Annotated in this window: 11 protein-coding genes; 4 read left to right on the forward strand and 7 right to left on the reverse strand. The window is 63.5% G+C overall.

All coding sequences use genetic code 11. From position 1 onward, the window contains the following. Positions 1-182 precede the first annotated feature (182 nt). Complete coding sequence (locus Y882_RS00765) at positions 183-2,309, forward strand: M13 family metallopeptidase (protein ID WP_046969969.1); 2,127 nt, start codon at positions 183-185, stop codon at positions 2,307-2,309. Positions 2,310-2,595: 286 nt separating this feature from the next. On the opposite strand, the gene panE is transcribed toward Y882_RS00765, so the two are convergent. Then, positions 2,596-3,525, reverse strand: coding sequence for a 2-dehydropantoate 2-reductase (gene panE / locus Y882_RS00770; RefSeq protein WP_046969970.1), 930 nt, complete (start codon positions 3,523-3,525; stop codon positions 2,596-2,598). Positions 3,526-3,833: 308 nt separating this feature from the next. Here panE and Y882_RS00775 point away from each other — a divergent pair, with 308 nt between their 5' ends. Continuing rightward, on the forward strand, positions 3,834-6,179 hold the full coding sequence (locus Y882_RS00775; protein WP_046969971.1) for a catecholate siderophore receptor Fiu: 2,346 nt from the start codon (positions 3,834-3,836) through the stop codon (positions 6,177-6,179). A gap of 83 nt (positions 6,180-6,262) precedes the next feature. Then, a complete protein-coding gene (locus Y882_RS00780; RefSeq protein WP_046969972.1) occupies positions 6,263-6,940 on the forward strand; it encodes a Fe2+-dependent dioxygenase in 678 nt (225 codons plus the stop codon). Between the two features lie 58 nt (positions 6,941-6,998). Here the strand turns inward: Y882_RS00780 and Y882_RS00785 are convergent, their stop codons facing one another. The 6 genes from Y882_RS00785 to Y882_RS00810 all read right to left on the reverse strand — a co-directional run bounded on the left by Y882_RS00785 (position 6,999) and on the right by Y882_RS00810 (position 14,333). Beyond that, complete coding sequence (locus tag Y882_RS00785) at positions 6,999-7,490, reverse strand: type IV pilin protein (RefSeq protein ID WP_046969973.1); 492 nt, start codon at positions 7,488-7,490, stop codon at positions 6,999-7,001. After that, the gene (locus Y882_RS00790; RefSeq protein ID WP_046969974.1) at positions 7,487-11,545 is read right to left on the reverse strand and encodes a pilus assembly protein; all 4,059 of its coding nucleotides are present in this window, start codon (positions 11,543-11,545) and stop codon (positions 7,487-7,489) included. Before Y882_RS00790 ends, Y882_RS00785 begins: the two co-directional genes overlap by 4 nt. A gap of 65 nt (positions 11,546-11,610) precedes the next feature. Continuing rightward, positions 11,611-12,216, reverse strand: a complete 606-nt coding sequence (locus tag Y882_RS00795) for a pilus assembly PilX family protein (RefSeq protein WP_082120881.1) — start codon at positions 12,214-12,216, stop codon at positions 11,611-11,613. A 1-nt stretch (position 12,217) separates the two neighbouring features. Further along, positions 12,218-13,237, reverse strand: coding sequence for a prepilin-type N-terminal cleavage/methylation domain-containing protein (locus Y882_RS00800; RefSeq protein ID WP_046969975.1), 1,020 nt, complete (start codon positions 13,235-13,237; stop codon positions 12,218-12,220). Between the two features lie 11 nt (positions 13,238-13,248). Further along, positions 13,249-13,707, reverse strand: coding sequence for a type IV pilus modification protein PilV (gene pilV / locus Y882_RS00805; RefSeq protein WP_156171288.1), 459 nt, complete (start codon positions 13,705-13,707; stop codon positions 13,249-13,251). A gap of 50 nt (positions 13,708-13,757) precedes the next feature. After that, complete coding sequence (locus Y882_RS00810) at positions 13,758-14,333, reverse strand: GspH/FimT family pseudopilin (RefSeq protein WP_211259099.1); 576 nt, start codon at positions 14,331-14,333, stop codon at positions 13,758-13,760. A gap of 319 nt (positions 14,334-14,652) precedes the next feature. On the opposite strand from Y882_RS00810, the gene rapA reads away from it, so the two are divergent. Beyond that, a complete protein-coding gene (rapA, locus tag Y882_RS00815; RefSeq protein WP_046969977.1) occupies positions 14,653-17,493 on the forward strand; it encodes an RNA polymerase-associated protein RapA in 2,841 nt (946 codons plus the stop codon). Positions 17,494-17,555 lie beyond the last annotated feature (62 nt).

The following is a 17,555-nucleotide window of genomic DNA, read 5'->3' on the forward strand; positions in this document are numbered from 1 at the left end:
CCCCAACCCCCTGACCTTTGACACTGTCTCCCCCGTGACTTGCGGCCTAGCCTCAAAAGTCCGAGATACCGTCCGGGTAGCCCTTGGAGCCTGTCTCACGCAAAGACGGGTGCCAAAGGCTGCACGCATTGGTTACCACCATCGGCTGCCGAACGCGGCCCACGACCCACAGAGGGAATTCCATGACCAAACCGTATATGAAGCCCATTGCGCTCGCCGTGAGCCTGGCGCTGTCGCTCAGCGCCTGCGGCAAGCACGACGATGCCGAAAAGGCCCCGGCCGCCAGCAGCACCGCGCCTGCCGCCGCCAGCACCGCCGCCATGGCGGCTGCCGCGCCCAAGAGCGTGTTCGACATCGCCGACCTGGACACCAATACCCAGGCCTGCCAGGACTTCAACGGTTTCGTCAACAGCAAGTGGGTCGCCGCCAACCCGATCCCGAACGACCGCAGCCGTTGGGGTGCGTTCGACAAGCTGGCCGAGGACAGCCTCAACACCCAGCACCAGATCGTCGACGACGCCGCCAAGGGCGCCGCCAACGCGCAGGCTGGCTCGATCGAGCAGAAGATCGGCTACCTGTACGCCTCGGGCATGGACGACGCCGCCATCGAAAAGGCCGGCTTCGATCCGATCAAGCCCAAGCTCGACGCGATTGCCGCGCTGAAGTCCGGCAAGGACGTGGCCGGCTACCTCACCCAGAACTTCACCACGGGTGACATGCAGGTGTTCCAGTTCGGCTCCGGCGCGGACTTCAAGGACGCCAAGATGCAGATCGGCTTCACCCAGCAGGCCGGCCTGGGTCTGCCGACCAAGGACTACTACACCGACGCGAAGTACAAGGACATCCGCGACGCCTACGTCGAGCACATCGTGAAGGTGCTGGAACTGACCGGCGTGTCGGAAGCGGACGCCAAGAAGCAGGCCGCCCAGGTGCTCGCGTTCGAAACGCAGCTGGCGGCCGCCTCGCTGGCGCCGGTGGAACTGCGTACCCCGGAAAACCAGTACCACTTCGTCACCCTGAAGGAAGCGGACAAGATCACCCCGCACTTCAACTGGGAAGATTTCTTCAAGGCCCAGGGCGTGACGGTCGACAAGGGCTTCTCGCTGTCGCAGCCGAAGTTCTTCGCCCAGTTCGACAAGATGCTGGCCAGCACGCCGGCCGACCAGTGGCAGGCCTACCTGCGCTTCCACACCATCGACGACGCCTCGCCGCTGCTCAGCAAGGCCTTCCAGGACGCCCGCTTCGACTTCTACGGCAAGACCCTTTCCGGTCAGCCGGAACAGAAGCCGCGCTGGAAGCGCGTGCTCGGCGGCGTCAACGAGTCGATGGGTGAAGCGCTCGGCCAGCTGTACGTGGCCAAGGTGTTCACGCCCGAAGCCAAGCAGCGCGCCGAAGAGCTGGTGACCAACGTGCGCAACGCGCTGAAGGCCCGCATCGAGAATCTCGACTGGATGAGCGCCGAGACCAAGGAAAAGGCCGTCGCCAAGTGGAATACCTTCCTGCCCAAGATCGGTTACCCGGACAAGTGGCGTGACTGGTCCGGCCTGGACATGAAGCAGGGCGACTACTACGGCAACGTGATGGCCGCCGCCAAGTTCAACTACCAGTACGACCTCAACAAGATCGGCAAGCCGACCGACCGCAAGGAATGGGGCATGACCCCGCAGACGGTCAACGCGTACTACAACCCGACTGACAACACGATCAACTTCCCGGCCGCGATCCTGCAGCCGCCGTTCTTCTATGCCAACGGTGACGACGCGATCAACTACGGCGGCATCGGCGCCGTGATCGGTCACGAAGCCAGCCACGGCTTCGACGACGAAGGCAGCCAGTTCGACGGCGAAGGCAACAACGTCAACTGGTGGACCAAGGAAGACAAGGCGAAGTTCGAGGCCCGCACCGCCAAGCTCGTCGCGCAGTTCAACGACTACACGCCGATCAAGGACAAGCCGGATGCGCACGTCAACGGCCAGCTGACCCTGGGCGAGAACATCGCCGACCTGGGCGGCCTGAACGTGGCGTACGACGCCCTGCAGGAAGCGCTGAAGAAGAACCCGCAGGAAGCCGCCGAGAAGATCGACGGCTACACCGAAGACCAGCGCTTCTTCCTGAACTGGGCCCGCGTGTGGCGCGGCAGCGTGCGCGAGAAGGAAGCCCTGCTCCGTCTCAACACCGACCCGCATGCACCGGCCTCGCTGCGTGCGATCGGCGCACCGTCCAACATGGAAGCCTTTGCTACGGCCTACCAGTGCAAGCCGGGTGACACCATGGTGCGTTCGGGCGATAAGCAGGTGAAGATCTGGTAAGTCTTCACCGCTGACGTTTGGACGTCTGCAACAAGAAAGGGCGCTGCATCATGCAGCGCCCTTTTCTTTTGGACGTCTCTTCAAATTCGCGAAGACACCTGTGGGAGCGCACCCTGTGCGCGACGCAGCGCAACGGCGATATCGATGCATGCGGTTGTCGCGCATAACTCCGGCGACTCGCGTTCTGTAGGAGCGCACTTGTGCGCGACCGCACCCTCCAGGCAATACCGTTGCATGAGGCCGTCGCGCACAGGGTGCGCTCCCACAGGGAAGCGGCGTGGCAGCTCTACCTTCCGCGCATCCGACGCACTTCGTACGCCTTCAAATGCGCATACGCCGTCCGCAGCATCGGCAACGCATCCATCGCCGCATCCGAACGCGCCAACAAATCACCCACGATATGGTCGGCCTCGATCGCCCCGCCCTGCTCCAGGTCGCGCATCATCGAGGCACTGAGGGCCGAGCCCTTCTCGGTGAGCACGCCACGCGCACGCGCCATCACCGCGTCGCTCGGTGCACGCCCGTTGTGCTCGGCCACGCTGCGGCAATCCTCCAGCAATTGCAGCGTCGCCTGCTCACCGCCGGACGCCGCCATGATGTCGCCCACCGGCGCGCGCATCAGGCAGGTGATGCCGGCGAGTGAGGCGAGGAATACCCATTTGTCCCACATGTCCTGCAGGATGGTGGTGCTCAGGCGCGGCTCGAACTTGGCGTTGGACATCGCGGCGAGGATGCGTTCGACGCGCTCCGAACGCGAGCCGTCGCGTTCGCCGAAGGTCAGGCTGTGCGACTGGTTGAGATGACGCACCTTGCCTTCGGCATCGAGCGTTGCCGCGATCACGCACTGGCCGCCGAGCACACGCTGCGCGCCAAAGCGCGCATCGAGCAGGTCCAGATGCCGCATGCCGTTGAGGATGGGCAGGATCACCGTCTGCGGTCCCACCGCGGGGTCCATGTCGTCGATCACCTGCGGCAAGTGATAGGCCTTGCAGCTCAGCAGGATCAGGTCGTAGGGCTCGCGCAGTTGACCGGCCTGCACCGTCGCCGGATTCGGCAGGCTGGCGTCGCCAAAGCTGCTGCGTATCACCAGGCCGTGCTCGGCCAGCTGCGCCGCGCGCTTGTCGCGCACCAGGAACGTCACATCCTGCCCGCTCTCCAGTAGGCGCCCGCCGAAATAGCCGCCAGTGGCGCCCGCGCCAATTACCAGGGTCCGCATCGTTCGACTCCTCGCCAACAAGGGGGAAGAGGGTACGCCATACCGGCGCTCCCGCCCCTCCCCACCTTGGTCTGAGGGCCAGGACAGCAAAATTCTTCGCAACTAATTGCAACTCATTCTCATTGCCAATAACATTTACCGAATGTTGGCCGGCGGGTTCTTGCAGGTGATGGACCACCCGATCAGGCAACAAGGCTTCCCAACCCCTGTTCCCCCGACTTATGCCGCCATCGACGCCCGCCGCCGCTACTCGTCGATATGCCCCGGTCAGCCTCGGCTGATCGCCCCACTTCCCCGACGAGCTACCCATGGCCCACATTAAGAGCCGCAAGCACCCCGTAACGCGCAATGCACTGAGTGTTGCGACCGCCACCCTGATGACCGGCCTGGCGATGACCCACCCTGCCCTGGCGGCGGACACGCCGGCGGATGTCGCCACCACCAACACCACCACCTCGCCCACCGGTTCGGCAAACTCACCCAAGAACCTGGCCGGCGTATCGGTGGAGGCTTCGGCGGTCAGCGACTACAAGATCGACAACCTCTCCTCGTCCAAGTACACGCAGCCGATCCTCGATACCACCCAGACGGTGACCGTGATCAGCAAGGACCTGTTCCTGCAGCAGGGCGCCACCACGCTGACCGAGGCGCTGCGCAACACGCCGGGCGTGGGTACCTTCTACGTCGGCGAGAACGGCACCACCTCCACCGGTGATGCGATCTACATGCGTGGCTTCGATACCTCGGGCAGCATTTTCGTCGACGGCGTGCGCGACCTGGGCACCATCTCGCGCGACATCTTCAACACCGAATCGGTGGAAGTGATCAAGGGCCCGGCCAGCACCGACAACGGCCGCACCGCGCCCACCGGCGCGATCAACATGGTCAGCAAGCAGCCGGAGCTCGGCAACGGCGTGAGCGCGACCGTGGCCTATGGCAGCGCCGACCAGCGTCGCGCCACCGTCGACTGGAACCAGGTGGTCAGCAGCACGTCGGCCTTCCGCCTCAACGTGATGGGCCAGGACTTCGGCGTGCCGGGTCGCGACAAGGTGGAGAACAACCGCTGGGGCGTCGCACCGAGCTTCGCGTTCGGCCTGGGCACAGCCACGCGCGTGTATCTCGACTACATGCACATCAAGCAGAACAACGTGCCTGATGGCGGTGTGCCGACCATTGGCCTGCCCGGCTATTCCAGCCCGGACCCGAAGCGCCCGTTCCTCACCGACGCGCCGGAAGTGGATTCGTCCAACTTCTACGGCACCACGGCCGACCACGACCACGTGAAGGCCGACATGTTCACCGCGCGCATCGAGCACGACATCAACGACCAGATGGTGTTCCACAACACCTTCCGCTGGGGACGCACCACCGAGGATTATCTGCTGACTTCGTTCATGGGTACCGCAGCGAACCTGCTCACGCCCAACCCGAACGATCCGTCCACCTGGACCATCGCGCGCAGCAATCCGACGTTCAAGCATCAGTCCAACCGCATCATCACCGACCAGGCCAACCTCACCTGGAATTTCCAGACCGGCGCCATCACGCACAACCTCAGCACCGGCATCGAGCTGACGCAGGAAAAAGCCACCACCATCGGCATCGTCCCGCTCAACGGCACGACCTGGCCGGCGGCCAATCTGTATGACCCGAACTGGGACGTGAAGGGTCTGATCTACGGCCAGAACGGTGCCTACACGGATGGCCAGACCGATACCGCCTCCGCCTATGTGTTCGACACGCTGAAGTTCAACGAGCACTGGCAGGTGAACAGCGGCGTGCGCATGGACCACTACAACACCGATTACTCCAGCGTGGTGGCGTGCGGCGCGAAGAACGGTCCGACCTGCGGCACGCTGCCCACCGGCGCGCCCGTGCCGGGCCTGACCACCAGCGTGGGCGACAACCTGTGGAACTGGAAGCTCGGCGTGCTCTACAAGCCGATGCCCAACGGCTCGTTCTACGCCAACTATGCCGTGTCGGCCGAGCCGCCCGGCGGCAATACGCTGACCTTCAGCAGCTCCACCAACAGCCTGGACAATCCGAACCTGCAGCCCGAGCGTGCCCGTACCTACGAATTGGGCACGAAGTGGGAACTGCTCGACCAACGGATCCTGCTCACCGGCGCGCTGTACCAGACCACGGTCAGCAACGACCTCGTGCAGGATCCGGTCACCCTGCTCTACTACCAGATCGGCAAGAAGCGGGTGCAAGGCGTGGAGTTGAGCGCCGTGGGCAAGATCACCGAGAACTGGGCGGTGACCGCCGGCTTTACCACCATGAATGCGAGCGTGCTCAGCGGCAGCGCCGTGGCACAGGATGGTTCGTCCGACCTGGCTTATACGCCGAAGAAGGCCTTCACCAGCTGGACCAGCTACCTGCTGCCGTTCGGCCTCACCATCGGCGGCGGCGCGCGCTACAACGGCGAGATGCTGCGCGGCACGGATGGTGCGATCGGCACGCCGGCGTACACGGAGGCCTATTGGGTGTTCGACGCCATGGCCTCGTATCCGATCAACAAGCACTTCGACCTGCGCCTCAACCTGTACAACCTGTTCGACAAGGACTATGTCGCGGCGGTCAACAAGAGCGGCTACCGTTACACCCCAGGCACCCCGCGCTCGGCGATGCTGACGGCCAATATCCGGTTCTGATCAGGCACTGCTGATCGAGCGCAACATGGCCGTCCCGATGGCAGTCGGGACGGCCACGTCACTCTTTCACGTCGAGGCACGCCATGCTCTTGCATATCCCGCAGATCCTGGACCAGGCGCAGGTACGCGCCATCCGGCAGGCACTCGACCAGGCCACCTGGACCGACGGGCGCGAGACCGTCGGTGCCCAGGGCGCCCAGGTGAAGCGCAACCTGCAACTGCCGGATGCCTCGCCGGTCCGCGCCGAACTGGCCCGCATCGTGCTCGATGCGCTCGCACGGCATCCGCTCTATCACGCCGCCACGCTGCCGCTGCGCACCCTGCCGCCACGCTTCAATCGCTACGAAGGCGGCGGGCAATACGGTTTCCATGTCGATGGCGCGGTGATGTCCCTCGCCAACGGCGAACAGCTGCGCAGCGATATCTCCTGCACGCTGTTCCTGGCCGAACCGGAGGAATACGACGGCGGCGAACTGATCATCAGCGACACCTACGGCGAGCACGAGGTGAAGCTGCCCGCCGGCGACATCATCATCTATCCCTCAAGCAGCCTGCACCGCGTGGCGCCCGTCACGCGCGGCGCGCGCATCGCCGCATTCTTCTGGGTGCAGAGCCTGATCCGCGACGACGGTAAACGCCGCCTGCTGTTCGAACTGGATGCGTCGATCCAGGCACTGACACGCAGCAACGCCGATCCACAGGCGCTGCTGCAGCTGACTGGCGTTTATCACAACCTGTTGAGGCAGTGGTCCGAGACCTGAAGTCGTAGCCAAAAAAAGCCCCGCCGAAGCGGGGCTCTTCATTCCATGCCACCCGAACTTACTGCCAGCAACCCGCCGTAGTCGGCGAGCGGGTGCCGGCTTGATCCAGCGTCAGCGCGCCACATTGGGTATCGCGCTTGAGCTGCGCCCCGATGGGCGTGGCCTGAATCGTGTAAGACGTTGCCGAGGAGGCCGGCACGGTATACGCGTAGTTGGTTCCGGTTTGCGATGCCGCCGCGCAGCCCAGCACCAACGTTGCCGGCGACGTAGTGATCGGATTCGGCGTCCCGGCCGCCGTTCCCGAACTGGCCGGAACCTGGTCATAACGCAGGTTGGTGGTGTAGTAGCGCTCCATGTAATTGGAGTACTCCGACAGGCAACCCTCGGCGGCCACGCGGTTGGTCTTGGTGACCTGTTTGATGTAAGAGGGCCATGCGATGGCTGCCAATATCGCGATGATCGCCACCACGACCATCAACTCGATCAAGGTAAAACCCGCCTGCAAATACCCACCCGTCGGGTTGCGTCGATTCAAGCTCACGTTGCTCATGGGTTCACCAGTTCCTTCCAGGAGACGCGCTGCGGAACACCTGCGGCGCCGGAGGTGTTCAAGCTGGACGTTGTACCGTTATCAAAGCTCATCAGCATGTCGCCCCCCACGAAGATGGGATTGTTGGGCAACGCGCTGAAGCCCACACCCGCCACCGGCAAGGTTTTGCCGCCAACCGTGACGGTGCCATTGCCACCATTGGGCAGGAAGAAGCTGCCGCTCGGGTTAGTACCGGTGAACGGATCGACCGCCATCACCCAACCGCTGCCCGACGCATTGCAGATATCGGAGCTGCTTGCCGCCGTGGGAATGCGCGTGGTACCCAGCAACAGGTTGCCCTGGAATTGGTTGGGCGTGACCATGCGTTCGCCCTGCGCGTTGTACTTGGACACATTGCCATTGCTGTCGAGAACGGGCTGCTCCAGGTTCATGTACCAACCGCGCTTGCCAGCCATATCGCTGGGTACAACGTATGTGGTCACGGTGCGCGTCCCCAGAGTGGGTGGCGTGGCATCGGCATTGCCGTCCACTTCCGAAGTGATACTGCGCTGCACCATGCTGGCATCGGTCGTCGACACAGGCAGCTTGGGCATGACAGGCGCCGATGTCCCGGTCCCGACCTTCGTCGCAGCCGTTGGTTGCACGATCACGCCATACCAGGTCTGCACCTGTTTATTGGTGGTGTCGGAACTGGTCAGGTACTTGCCAGTGCCAAAAAATACCCACACGTAGCCCGTCACCGGGTCGCGGCCAGCCAGCATGCCCGACGTGATGGGCTGGGGGGCAAGATTGGGATCGGTCGGATCGACGGCCGTAAATTCCAAGGTGCCCTTCGTCGTCAAATCAGCTGCCCAGGTAGTCGTCGCGCTGGAGCCCGTGCCGGTGGTGCTCGCAGTGGACAAGGGGAGCATCCATACGTTGCCGCCCAGATCCCCGGCATAAGCTTCGGTACTGATGCCGTTGGCCGGGTTGTCCATCCAGGTCACCGGTGCAGCAAGACCAAGGCCGCCGCCATCCGTCGTGTGCACGCTGAGGGTGCCGTTATACAGATTGAACTCCAGCAGGGCCGCGGTGCCACTGCTGCTGTTGTAGCCATTGCCTATGAGCACCTGCCAGTCGTCCGTGGTGCCGGCATCCTGCACCTTGGCGATGACCGGCTTGCCCACCATCTGGCCGATGTAGTTGCTGTTGGTGTTGCCGTCGCCAGCCGAACGTTCCCACAGCGGCGTGATGTTGCTCGGATCGGTGATATCCAGCGCATACACCGCCATCGCCTGGCCTCGACCCGTGGTGCCGACCAGAACGGTATGCCAGGCCGAACTGTAGAACGCATCCGCAATGGTCAGCTCACCATCGTTGAAATACTGATGAGGTGCGGAACTGTCCGTCGTCGAACCGTATTTTTGACTCGACAGCGACTTGATGGTGTTCGCGCCGCCCGCCGTGATGACCGCACCCGGCAGGTAGGCGTAGACCTCCACGCCCGTGCTGGCATTGAACGCATGCAGCATGCCGTCGTTTGCGGCAACGAAGACCAGAGGCGTACGCTTGGACGCTGCACTCTGGGTCGTGGTGGTGCCATTGGTGGTGCCGACCGCGAAAGCCTGGAAGGAGTTATCACCAGTTGTCGCCGTATTGATGATGCCCTTGAACGATTGGTTTTCGAATTCGTTGGGGTTGGGTGCGCCGGCATAAACCGGCTGCGAATCCACGATGTCTCCCATCGGCGTGTTGCGAGTGCGATAAGTGCCGCCCTTCGCCTGTTCCAGCGTGTTGTCGCCGCGAAGGTAATTCACCATCGCCACCTGATCGGCCGCAGTGCTCCCCAACGCAGACAATTGCGCGGAGGACAAGGCCGGCGGCGAGCTGCCGCTGGCAGAAAAGTTCACGAAAGTACCGGACGACGACGACGATGGCACAAAGGTCACTACTTTCCGGTTGGGATAGGTGCTGATCGTACCGTTGACGGTGGCGCTCCCCATCAGCTTGGCCGATGCAGACCACGAAGGCGTCGTGCTGATGGCTCCGGTGCTCGAGTCGACCGCCAGCGCCTGCAGGTCACCCGTCCACTGCACCGTGCGGTACTGCGCCTGATAGGCCACCGTGCCCGTGGTGAGCTGGGTGGAATTGGCCGCAAGGCTGGCGCCGCTGCCCGTTCGCGCAGCGGCTCGATTGAGCGCATTGGTCAGACCACTGGCGAAGGTCTGCGGATTGGTGGCGGAATAGAAACCACCGTGACCGTTTACACCCGCGTGTTCAAGATCGGCAATGTTGTTGATCGTGTTGGACGCGGGAGTCGGCCAACTGAAACCGGTGAGCGTCGTATTGCCGCTGATGGCACCAAAAATGTCGTCCGGGGTGGGAGGCGAGTTCCCCGACGAGGACGTGCCGGCAATACCCGTCGGAGTGAAGCCGAGGCCCATGGTGAAGGTAACCATGTGCTGCCAGAACGCCGGGTCATCATTGCTGATGGGCACTTCGTTGTTGATGCTGGGGGTGCTGTTGTTGCCGTCGGTAAGATCGTGCTCCCAGTAATACAGAGCCACATCGGCCAGCGATGGATTACTGGACGACGGGCTATTACCTCCGATATTGCCACCTGCAAACGGCACGCCCGGCTTGCTTCCCGCCGTGGTTGGCCACGACTGATTGTTGGGTCCGGAAATCTGAGGCCATTTCGCGTTACTTGCACCCGCGATGCTCGACGACGTGTAACTCTCGTTCCAGAAACCGTCGGTGGTCAAGATGGTATAGGACTGGCGACAGGCAATATTGGTGGGTGGGTTAAGCGTGCCATAGCCAGGATCCGTCGACAGCGTCGACCAGGGCTGGCTCGTCGTGTAGTAGTTGCCAACGGCCGCCAAGGCCGCGCGCAAGGGCGTTGAGTTGTTCGGACTCAGCTTCGTCACCCAAGTCCAGAAATTCGCTCGCTGGACGCCCGTCGTTGCGTCGCCGAAAGGTTGCACCTGCGCAAGATAGTTACTGTTTTGCGTCGGCGTGGAAAACGGATAGTTGCTCGTGATGTTCGAGCTGATCCAGCTCGCAGCGCTGCCATTGATCGAACCAAAACCCACACGGAACGACTGGTCTACGGAGGAGAACGCCGTCATCAGGCCGCTCTTGGCCATCAGGATGCGCGTGTGGTAGTACGCAAACCAGTTGGCGATGTTGGTACCCGCCGCCAAGGTGATGGTGTTGCCAGATGCATCCTTGGTCGGCGCCGAGACACCGGTGGTATCGCTAGCCAGCACACAGTTGGCTGGCGTTGGTGCATAAGCGCAGTCGCCGGAATTCTGCGCCACGTAATGGACGGTGTAGGGCCCGGCGGCAGCACCCGTCGAATACTGGAAGAAGTTGACCGTTACCTGGGTCGTGGTTGGGTAGTTGAAAGAGCAGGTACCCTTTGTCCACTTTCCGGTGCTTCCGGTTGTTCCGGTGAACTGATAGTTGGTGTAGCCCGGGTACCCACTAGCCGTGCTCTGACAAACCGCGTCCGCATAAACGACATTGCTGCCAGAACCTGTGGATCTCACGGTCTGGCTATAGGTGCCCGTCGCAGGAACGCTGTGCGTGGTAGACGTGTTGAAAGCGATACCGCCATTGCCAGAGCAAGAACCCGAATCGTTGCACTCGTACGAACCGTTATACGTAAACAAATTGACCAGGTTCGGCGACGTGGCAATGCCATTCTGCGGCACGCTACTCATGTCGGTTTGATTAGTGTAAGCCGTGCCGCTCGCTTGAGGCGGTGGCGTGTAGATCACCAACGGGTTGTAGTAAACACCGTTGTTGTTGGCGTCGATTAACGCGGCATTGTTGGTGTTGCTCTTCAAATAGGTGAAATCAGGCATGTAGTCAGCTGCCATCGATCCCGAGTCGTCGAACATCAATACAATGTTCGGCGGAATCGTGGGCTGCACCGTCAACGGTTGCTGATCCACTGTTACTGCCCATGCCGGCATGTAGAAGGAACCCAGCATCCCTACGACCAGCATGGCGCCCAGCGCCCTGATGGCGGAGCTCCTGCGACGTGGTGCGTGCGGCTTCGTGTTCATCGCGATTTTTCCTGAATTCAATCGGGTTCTCGCCTGCCGAAGAGGGCGGCGAGCGCGGTAAAGGATCAGCCCTGCTTGACGATGGCCTGGATGGTGACCACGGCGCGGTCACCCACCACAGCGGGGTCGCCGCTGCGTGCGGTGATGCGGTAGAACACCGCCGTACCGGAGGTGCCCTGCACGCCGTAGTTGCGCGAGTTGCCGGTCTGGCCGAAGCCGGTATTGGTGGTCTGGTCCACCCAGTTGCCCATGTTCTCGACCACGAACTGCGGCTGGCTGGCGGCCGTCACGGTGGCGGTGTAGTTGCCCGCCGCCGTGCCTTTGGCCACCGTATTGATGTTGCCCGAGGGCAACGTCGGGTCGTTGAATGGGTTGGGCAAGCAGGTGATGCCGCCCGCCTGGCAGTTGTGCCAGATGATCGAAGGCTGGGTCGGGATCAGCGCACTCGCTGCGCGCACCGCCGCTTCGGCGCTCTGGAACGCCTGCTCACGGTCGTACTGATTGGCGGTCATTCTCTGCTGCATGATGGTGCCGTGCACCGCAGCCAGACCCACCATGGTAATCAGCAACAAAAGGATCAGCGCCACGACCAATGCGACGCCGCGCTGCGCGCGGGCGCCGGCCGACGGCGGACAGGTGCGATACGAAGGAAAAATATTAGGCGCGCTCATCTCATAGCACCCGGTTGCGCATGGTGGTGGTGGAAGTGAATTGCCGCACAAGCGGGGCAGCGTTTTTGACGTCCGCCCGACCATTCGCGCTCTGCAAGGTCAGCGTGGCCTGCGCGGCATTGACCGTTGGCCAATTGCCACCCACGCCGGCGGCATTGGTGAAGGCCACCCCTGCCGACTCCAGGTAGGTGATTTGCATGTTGGTGACGTTGCGCACCATTTCCTGCGGCGTGGCCACCGACACGCCAGCGGCGGTGTACGTCACCGGCAGGCGGTACAACGACGTTCCGCCAACGCCGTTGCTGCCGATGTACCAGTCGACGGCAGTCATCAGGTTGATGCGCGCATTGGGCAGAAAGGTGTACGCATTGCCCGAGCTGCCACATTGCGTCGGGTAGCCCAGGCCCGAGGTGCAATTGCCGGGCGCCGGCGTGGTCGTCGTGGCGACTCCGACCGATGTTCCGCCGTACGACGTGACCTGCACCAGCGTGGCATGGTCAAAATCGCACACCATGATGATGTCGCCAGCGGCCAATTGCGTGGTCGCCGCATTGATGTTGAAGGCTGCAGGGTTGCCGGACGCGCTGCCCACCGACACATCCGTATTGGCCGTACCAAGCACACGCACCGAACTGGTCTTGGCGACCGGAGCACCGTTACCCGTGATGCCGGCCAGCGCAGGGTCTTGGGTGGCATCGTCGAATCCCTGCAACGGCACGGCCCAGTTGGCGTACCAGAGATTCGCGCTGTTGTTGATCACGTTGGCAACACGACCGCTGGTGTTGTCGCAGCCGGTAAAGCCCACGTCGCGCAGGTCGCGCGTCAACATTTCGAAGGCGGTGCGCGAGCCGTTTTCCACGTCGCCCAGTGCTTCGTTGGTCCGATACGTCTGCTGGCCGGCGAGGAACACGCTGGTGACGCCACCGATCACGATCGCACCGAGCAGCATCGCCACCATCAGTTCGACCATGGTGAAGCCGCGCGCAAGTCGCGGATAACGGCGCTGTTGCCTACGGGTCATACGCTGCTCGCTCATAGCATGGCCTGCGTGACGACTTGCTGCGTCGGGCTGCTGTTCAAGCCCGCACGACTGTCGTCGAACTGGATGGTGACGGTGCAGAAGGCGGAGGGTGTGCCGGGCGCAGGCTCACAGTCGATCGTGCCGATCGTGCTGGCGCTGACGCCGAGCGGAGCGAGGCTGACGTTGCACCATTGATTGAGCTGGACGCTCGCCAGGCTTCCCGCTGCCGCAGGGCAGGCATTGGCTTTAACAGGGCCGTTATAGGCCTTGCCCACGGCACTATTGAGATCGGCGCGCATCGCATCAAGAATCGAATAGCTCGCCACCGTGGCCATGCTGCGCGCCATCGCACTATTGTTGGTGGACAGCGAGCGCGCCTGTAGTGCCGCGATGCCAATGAAACCGATGGACAGCACCAGCACGGCCACCAGTACTTCGATCAGACCTACGCCGGATTGACGGGCGGCCATCGGGCGTGACCCCGGGCGACGTCCGAACCGGACCAATGGGATGCGCTGCGTCATGGGCAACTCGCCACGGTGGTGGGAGGGAGAGAGGTGATGATGCTGCCGGTGGCCATGGTGACCTGGATATCGTTGTTGGTTTTCAGCGCCGTCGAGCAAAGCTCCACCACCGTGTTGCCGGTGCCACTGCCGAAGGGCGTGGTGGATCCCGGGGCATAGCCGACGCCGGTGCCGTTGAAGCGGATCGCTGCGACGCTGCGCACCTGGATGGAAGGGATCGACAGCGCCGCCGGCGCTGCAAGCAAGGTGGAGGTAGTGGTCGTACCCGTAAGCACGAACACCGCACCGGCATTGGTGGCGCAGGCGCTGCCCAGGGTATCGGTGGTATTGGTGCTCGCCAGGTTGCTGCAGAACTGCACCGAGCCGTTGCGCTTGATCGCTTCCATCCGCGCAGTGTTGAGCGCGCCGATCAAGGCGTTGGCTCCCGTCGTCAGCCGGTTGCTGTTGATCAGGTTGCTGAAGTTAGGAATCGCAACGGCAAACAGGATGGCCGCCACGACCATCGTGATCACCAGCTCCACCATGGTGAAGCCCTGCTCGCGTTGTACGGATGCCTGCTTACCGCGTGGCACAGGCCGTCGCTTGGCAAGCTTGCCAAAGTCCATTCGATTCACGTTGCCCCCTACCCCTGGATCCATCAACGGAGCACTCCGTCGACGAGAGGCCGGCGCGCATGCCCGACCCGTGTAGGCGAACTGTACTCACGTGCTTAGTGGTAACCAGCCGTCAGCCGACGATTGGGGGCATCTTTCCGATAAGCGGTCAGCACCCGCCGCGCATTGGTGACGGCCATCACTGAGGCATTGAGCAGCCGGCGACGGTTTCGCTAGGCATCCACAACCACTGAGCGGATAATTGGCGGTCCTTGCAACTGGCAGGCCCCTCCCCCTGATGTTTGTTCCCGGTCAACGATGGATTTCCACCGCCGAGCCCGAGCTCGGCCTCGGCACTGTGCTGCGCGTCGAAGGGCGTGGGGTGCAGGTATTGTTCGCCAAGGCGGGGGTGCTGCGCCCTTACGCGGTCGACTCGGCGCCCCTGGTGCGCGCGGAGTTTCGCCCCGGCCAGCGCGTGGCCGGCAAGGGCCTGGCGTTTCTGGTCGAACGGGTGGAAGTACGTGAAGACCTGCTGGTCTATCGCGGCGAAGGCCGTGAGCTGGAAGAAGGCCAGCTCGACGACGAACAAAGCGTCAGCCAGGCCGATGACCGCCTGATCGGTGGCCGTACCGACCCCGTCTCCCACTTTGAGCTGCGCCTGGAAGGTCTCAAGCGCCGTGCCGAGGCGCGCCGCTCGCCGGCATGGGGCCTGGGTGCCTCGCGCATCGGGCTGGTGCCGCATCAGTTGCGCGTGGCGGGCATCGCCTCCTCGCGCCGCCCTCCCCGCGTCCTGCTCGCGGACGAGGTCGGCCTGGGCAAGACCATCGAGGCGGGCATGATTATTGCCCGTCAGCTGGCCACCGGCCGCGCCGGCCGCGTGCTGATCCTGCTGCCCGACACGCTGGTCTACCAGTGGTTCGTGGAACTGCTGCGCCGCTTCAACCTGAGCTTCGCCATTTACGACGAAGAGCGTTGCGAATCGCTGGAACAGGGCGGCGACACCTCCAATCCGTTCGAGGACGAACAGCTCGTCATCGCCGACTTCAGTTTCCTGGAGCAATCGCCCAAGCGCGCCCAGCAGCTGCTGGAGGCCCGCTGGGATCTGCTGGTGGTGGACGAGGCCCATCACCTGGCCTGGTCGCCGGAAGCGGCCAGCCCTCGCTACACCTTGGTGGACCAGCTCGCCGCAGCCACGCCTGGCGTGATCCTGCTCACCGCCACGCCCGAACAGCTGGGCCGCAGCGGTCACTTTGCCCGCTTGCGCCTGCTCGATCCGCAGCGCTATCACGATTTGGACGTCTATCTGTCCGAGTCGGACAAATTTCACAGCCTGTCGAAAGTGGCCGATCGCCTGCTTGACGGCAAGGCGCTTGATGACGCGCAGCTCACCGCGCTGCGCGAAACGTTTGCCGGCGACGAAGCCCTGCAGGCACGCTTGGCCGACACCACCAAGCCCGAGCATGCACGCGAGATTCTTGCTGCACTGATCGACCGCCACGGCACCGGCCGCGCGATGTTCCGCAATCGTCGCGCCAGCATCGGCGGCTTTCCCAAGCGTGCGCCGGTGTGGCACCTGATCGATAAGGACACGCTGAGCGAAGACGCACGCCAGGCCTTGCTGGGCGAGTTCCACGCCGATATCCAGCAGCCCTCGCCGTCGATCGAGATCGACTACAGCAACGATCCGCGCATCGACGCCCTGGTCACCCTGCTCGAAGCGCATCCGCAGGACAAGTTCCTGCTGATCTGCCGCAGCCAGGCCAAGGTGCTCGCGCTGGAGGAAGCACTGCGCACCCGCAGTGGCGTGGGCCTGGCCCGCTTCCACGAAGGCCTGGGCATCGTGCAGCGCGACCGCAATGCGGCCTATTTCGCGCAACCCGACGGTGCGCGCCTGCTGCTGTGTTCCGAGATTGGTTCGGAGGGCCGCAACTTCCAGTTCGCCCATCGCCTGGTGCTGTGGGATCTGCCGTTGGATCCGGACCTGCTGGAGCAGCGCATCGGCCGCCTCGATCGCATCGGTCAGAAGCACGACATCAGCATCCACGTGCTCGCCGTCGCCGACAGTGCACAGCATGTGCTGGCCCGCTGGTACGACGAGGGTGTGGACGCGTTCCGCACCAGCCCGGCCGATGGCCGCGAGCTGCTGCGCCGTTTCGGCGATGCGCTCGCCCGCCTCGCCAGCGAGCACGCACGCGGCGACGACAACCGCGACCAGGAACTGGAAGTGCTGCTGGCGGAAACACGCGGCGCCCACGAGGAAATGGCGGAGCTGATCCGCGACGGCCGCGATCACCTGCTGGAACTGGCTGCCAGCCGCGACCTGCATGCGGATGAACTGGCGCAGGCGTTCACGCGCGAAGACAACGATCCGAGCCGTGACGCCTTCATCCAGGGTCTGCTCGAACGCTTCGGCATCCACGCCGAGGAACTGGGCGGCAAGGTGCTGCTGCTCGATCCGCAATACCTGTCCACCGACGCCCTGCCCGGCTTCGCCGAAGGTCCGCAGGCGGTCACCTTTGCCCGCGAAGTGGCGCTGGCGCGGGAAGAACTGCCGCTGCTGCGCCTGGATCACCCGATGGTGCTGGGCGCACTCGATCTCACGCTATCCAACGAGCAAGGCAACGCGGCCTTCCTGGTGGACGATGCCTTGCCGGTACGCAGCGCGCTGCTGCAGGCGGTGTTCCTGATCGAATGCGTTGCCGACCGCAAGCTGGATGCCGAACGCTTCCTGCCGCCGCAGCCTATCGTGGTGACCATCGATACGCGCCTCACCGAGCGCGCCGATTTCCGCCCCAGCGATATCGGGCTGCGCAAGGCCGCTGACCGCAGCATCGAAGTTGCGCGCTACCGCAAATTCCTCGCCAAGCTGGTACCGCCCATGCTGGAGAAGGCGGATGCCATCGCGGCCGAGCGCGCCAAGGCGAATGTGGATGAAGCCGTGGCGATGGCGACGGATACGCTCGATGCCGAACTCTCGCGACTGCTCGCGCTGCGTGCAGTGAATCCAGCCATCAGCGAGGCGGAAATCGCCGCCGTCGCGGACGAGCGCACTGCGTTGCTGCAGGCACTGCCGGGTGCGCGTCTTCGACTAGACGCCGTGCGCTTTGTGGTGAGTCCGGACTTCCTCGCTCTGCGCTGAGGCGGAGCGCCAAGCACGTCATCGAAGAGTCTCTGCCGCCCTGCAGCGCATGCTGCGGGCGG

Source organism: Dyella japonica DSM 16301 (genome assembly GCF_001010355.1).
Lineage (GTDB): Bacteria > Pseudomonadota > Gammaproteobacteria > Xanthomonadales > Rhodanobacteraceae > Dyella > Dyella japonica.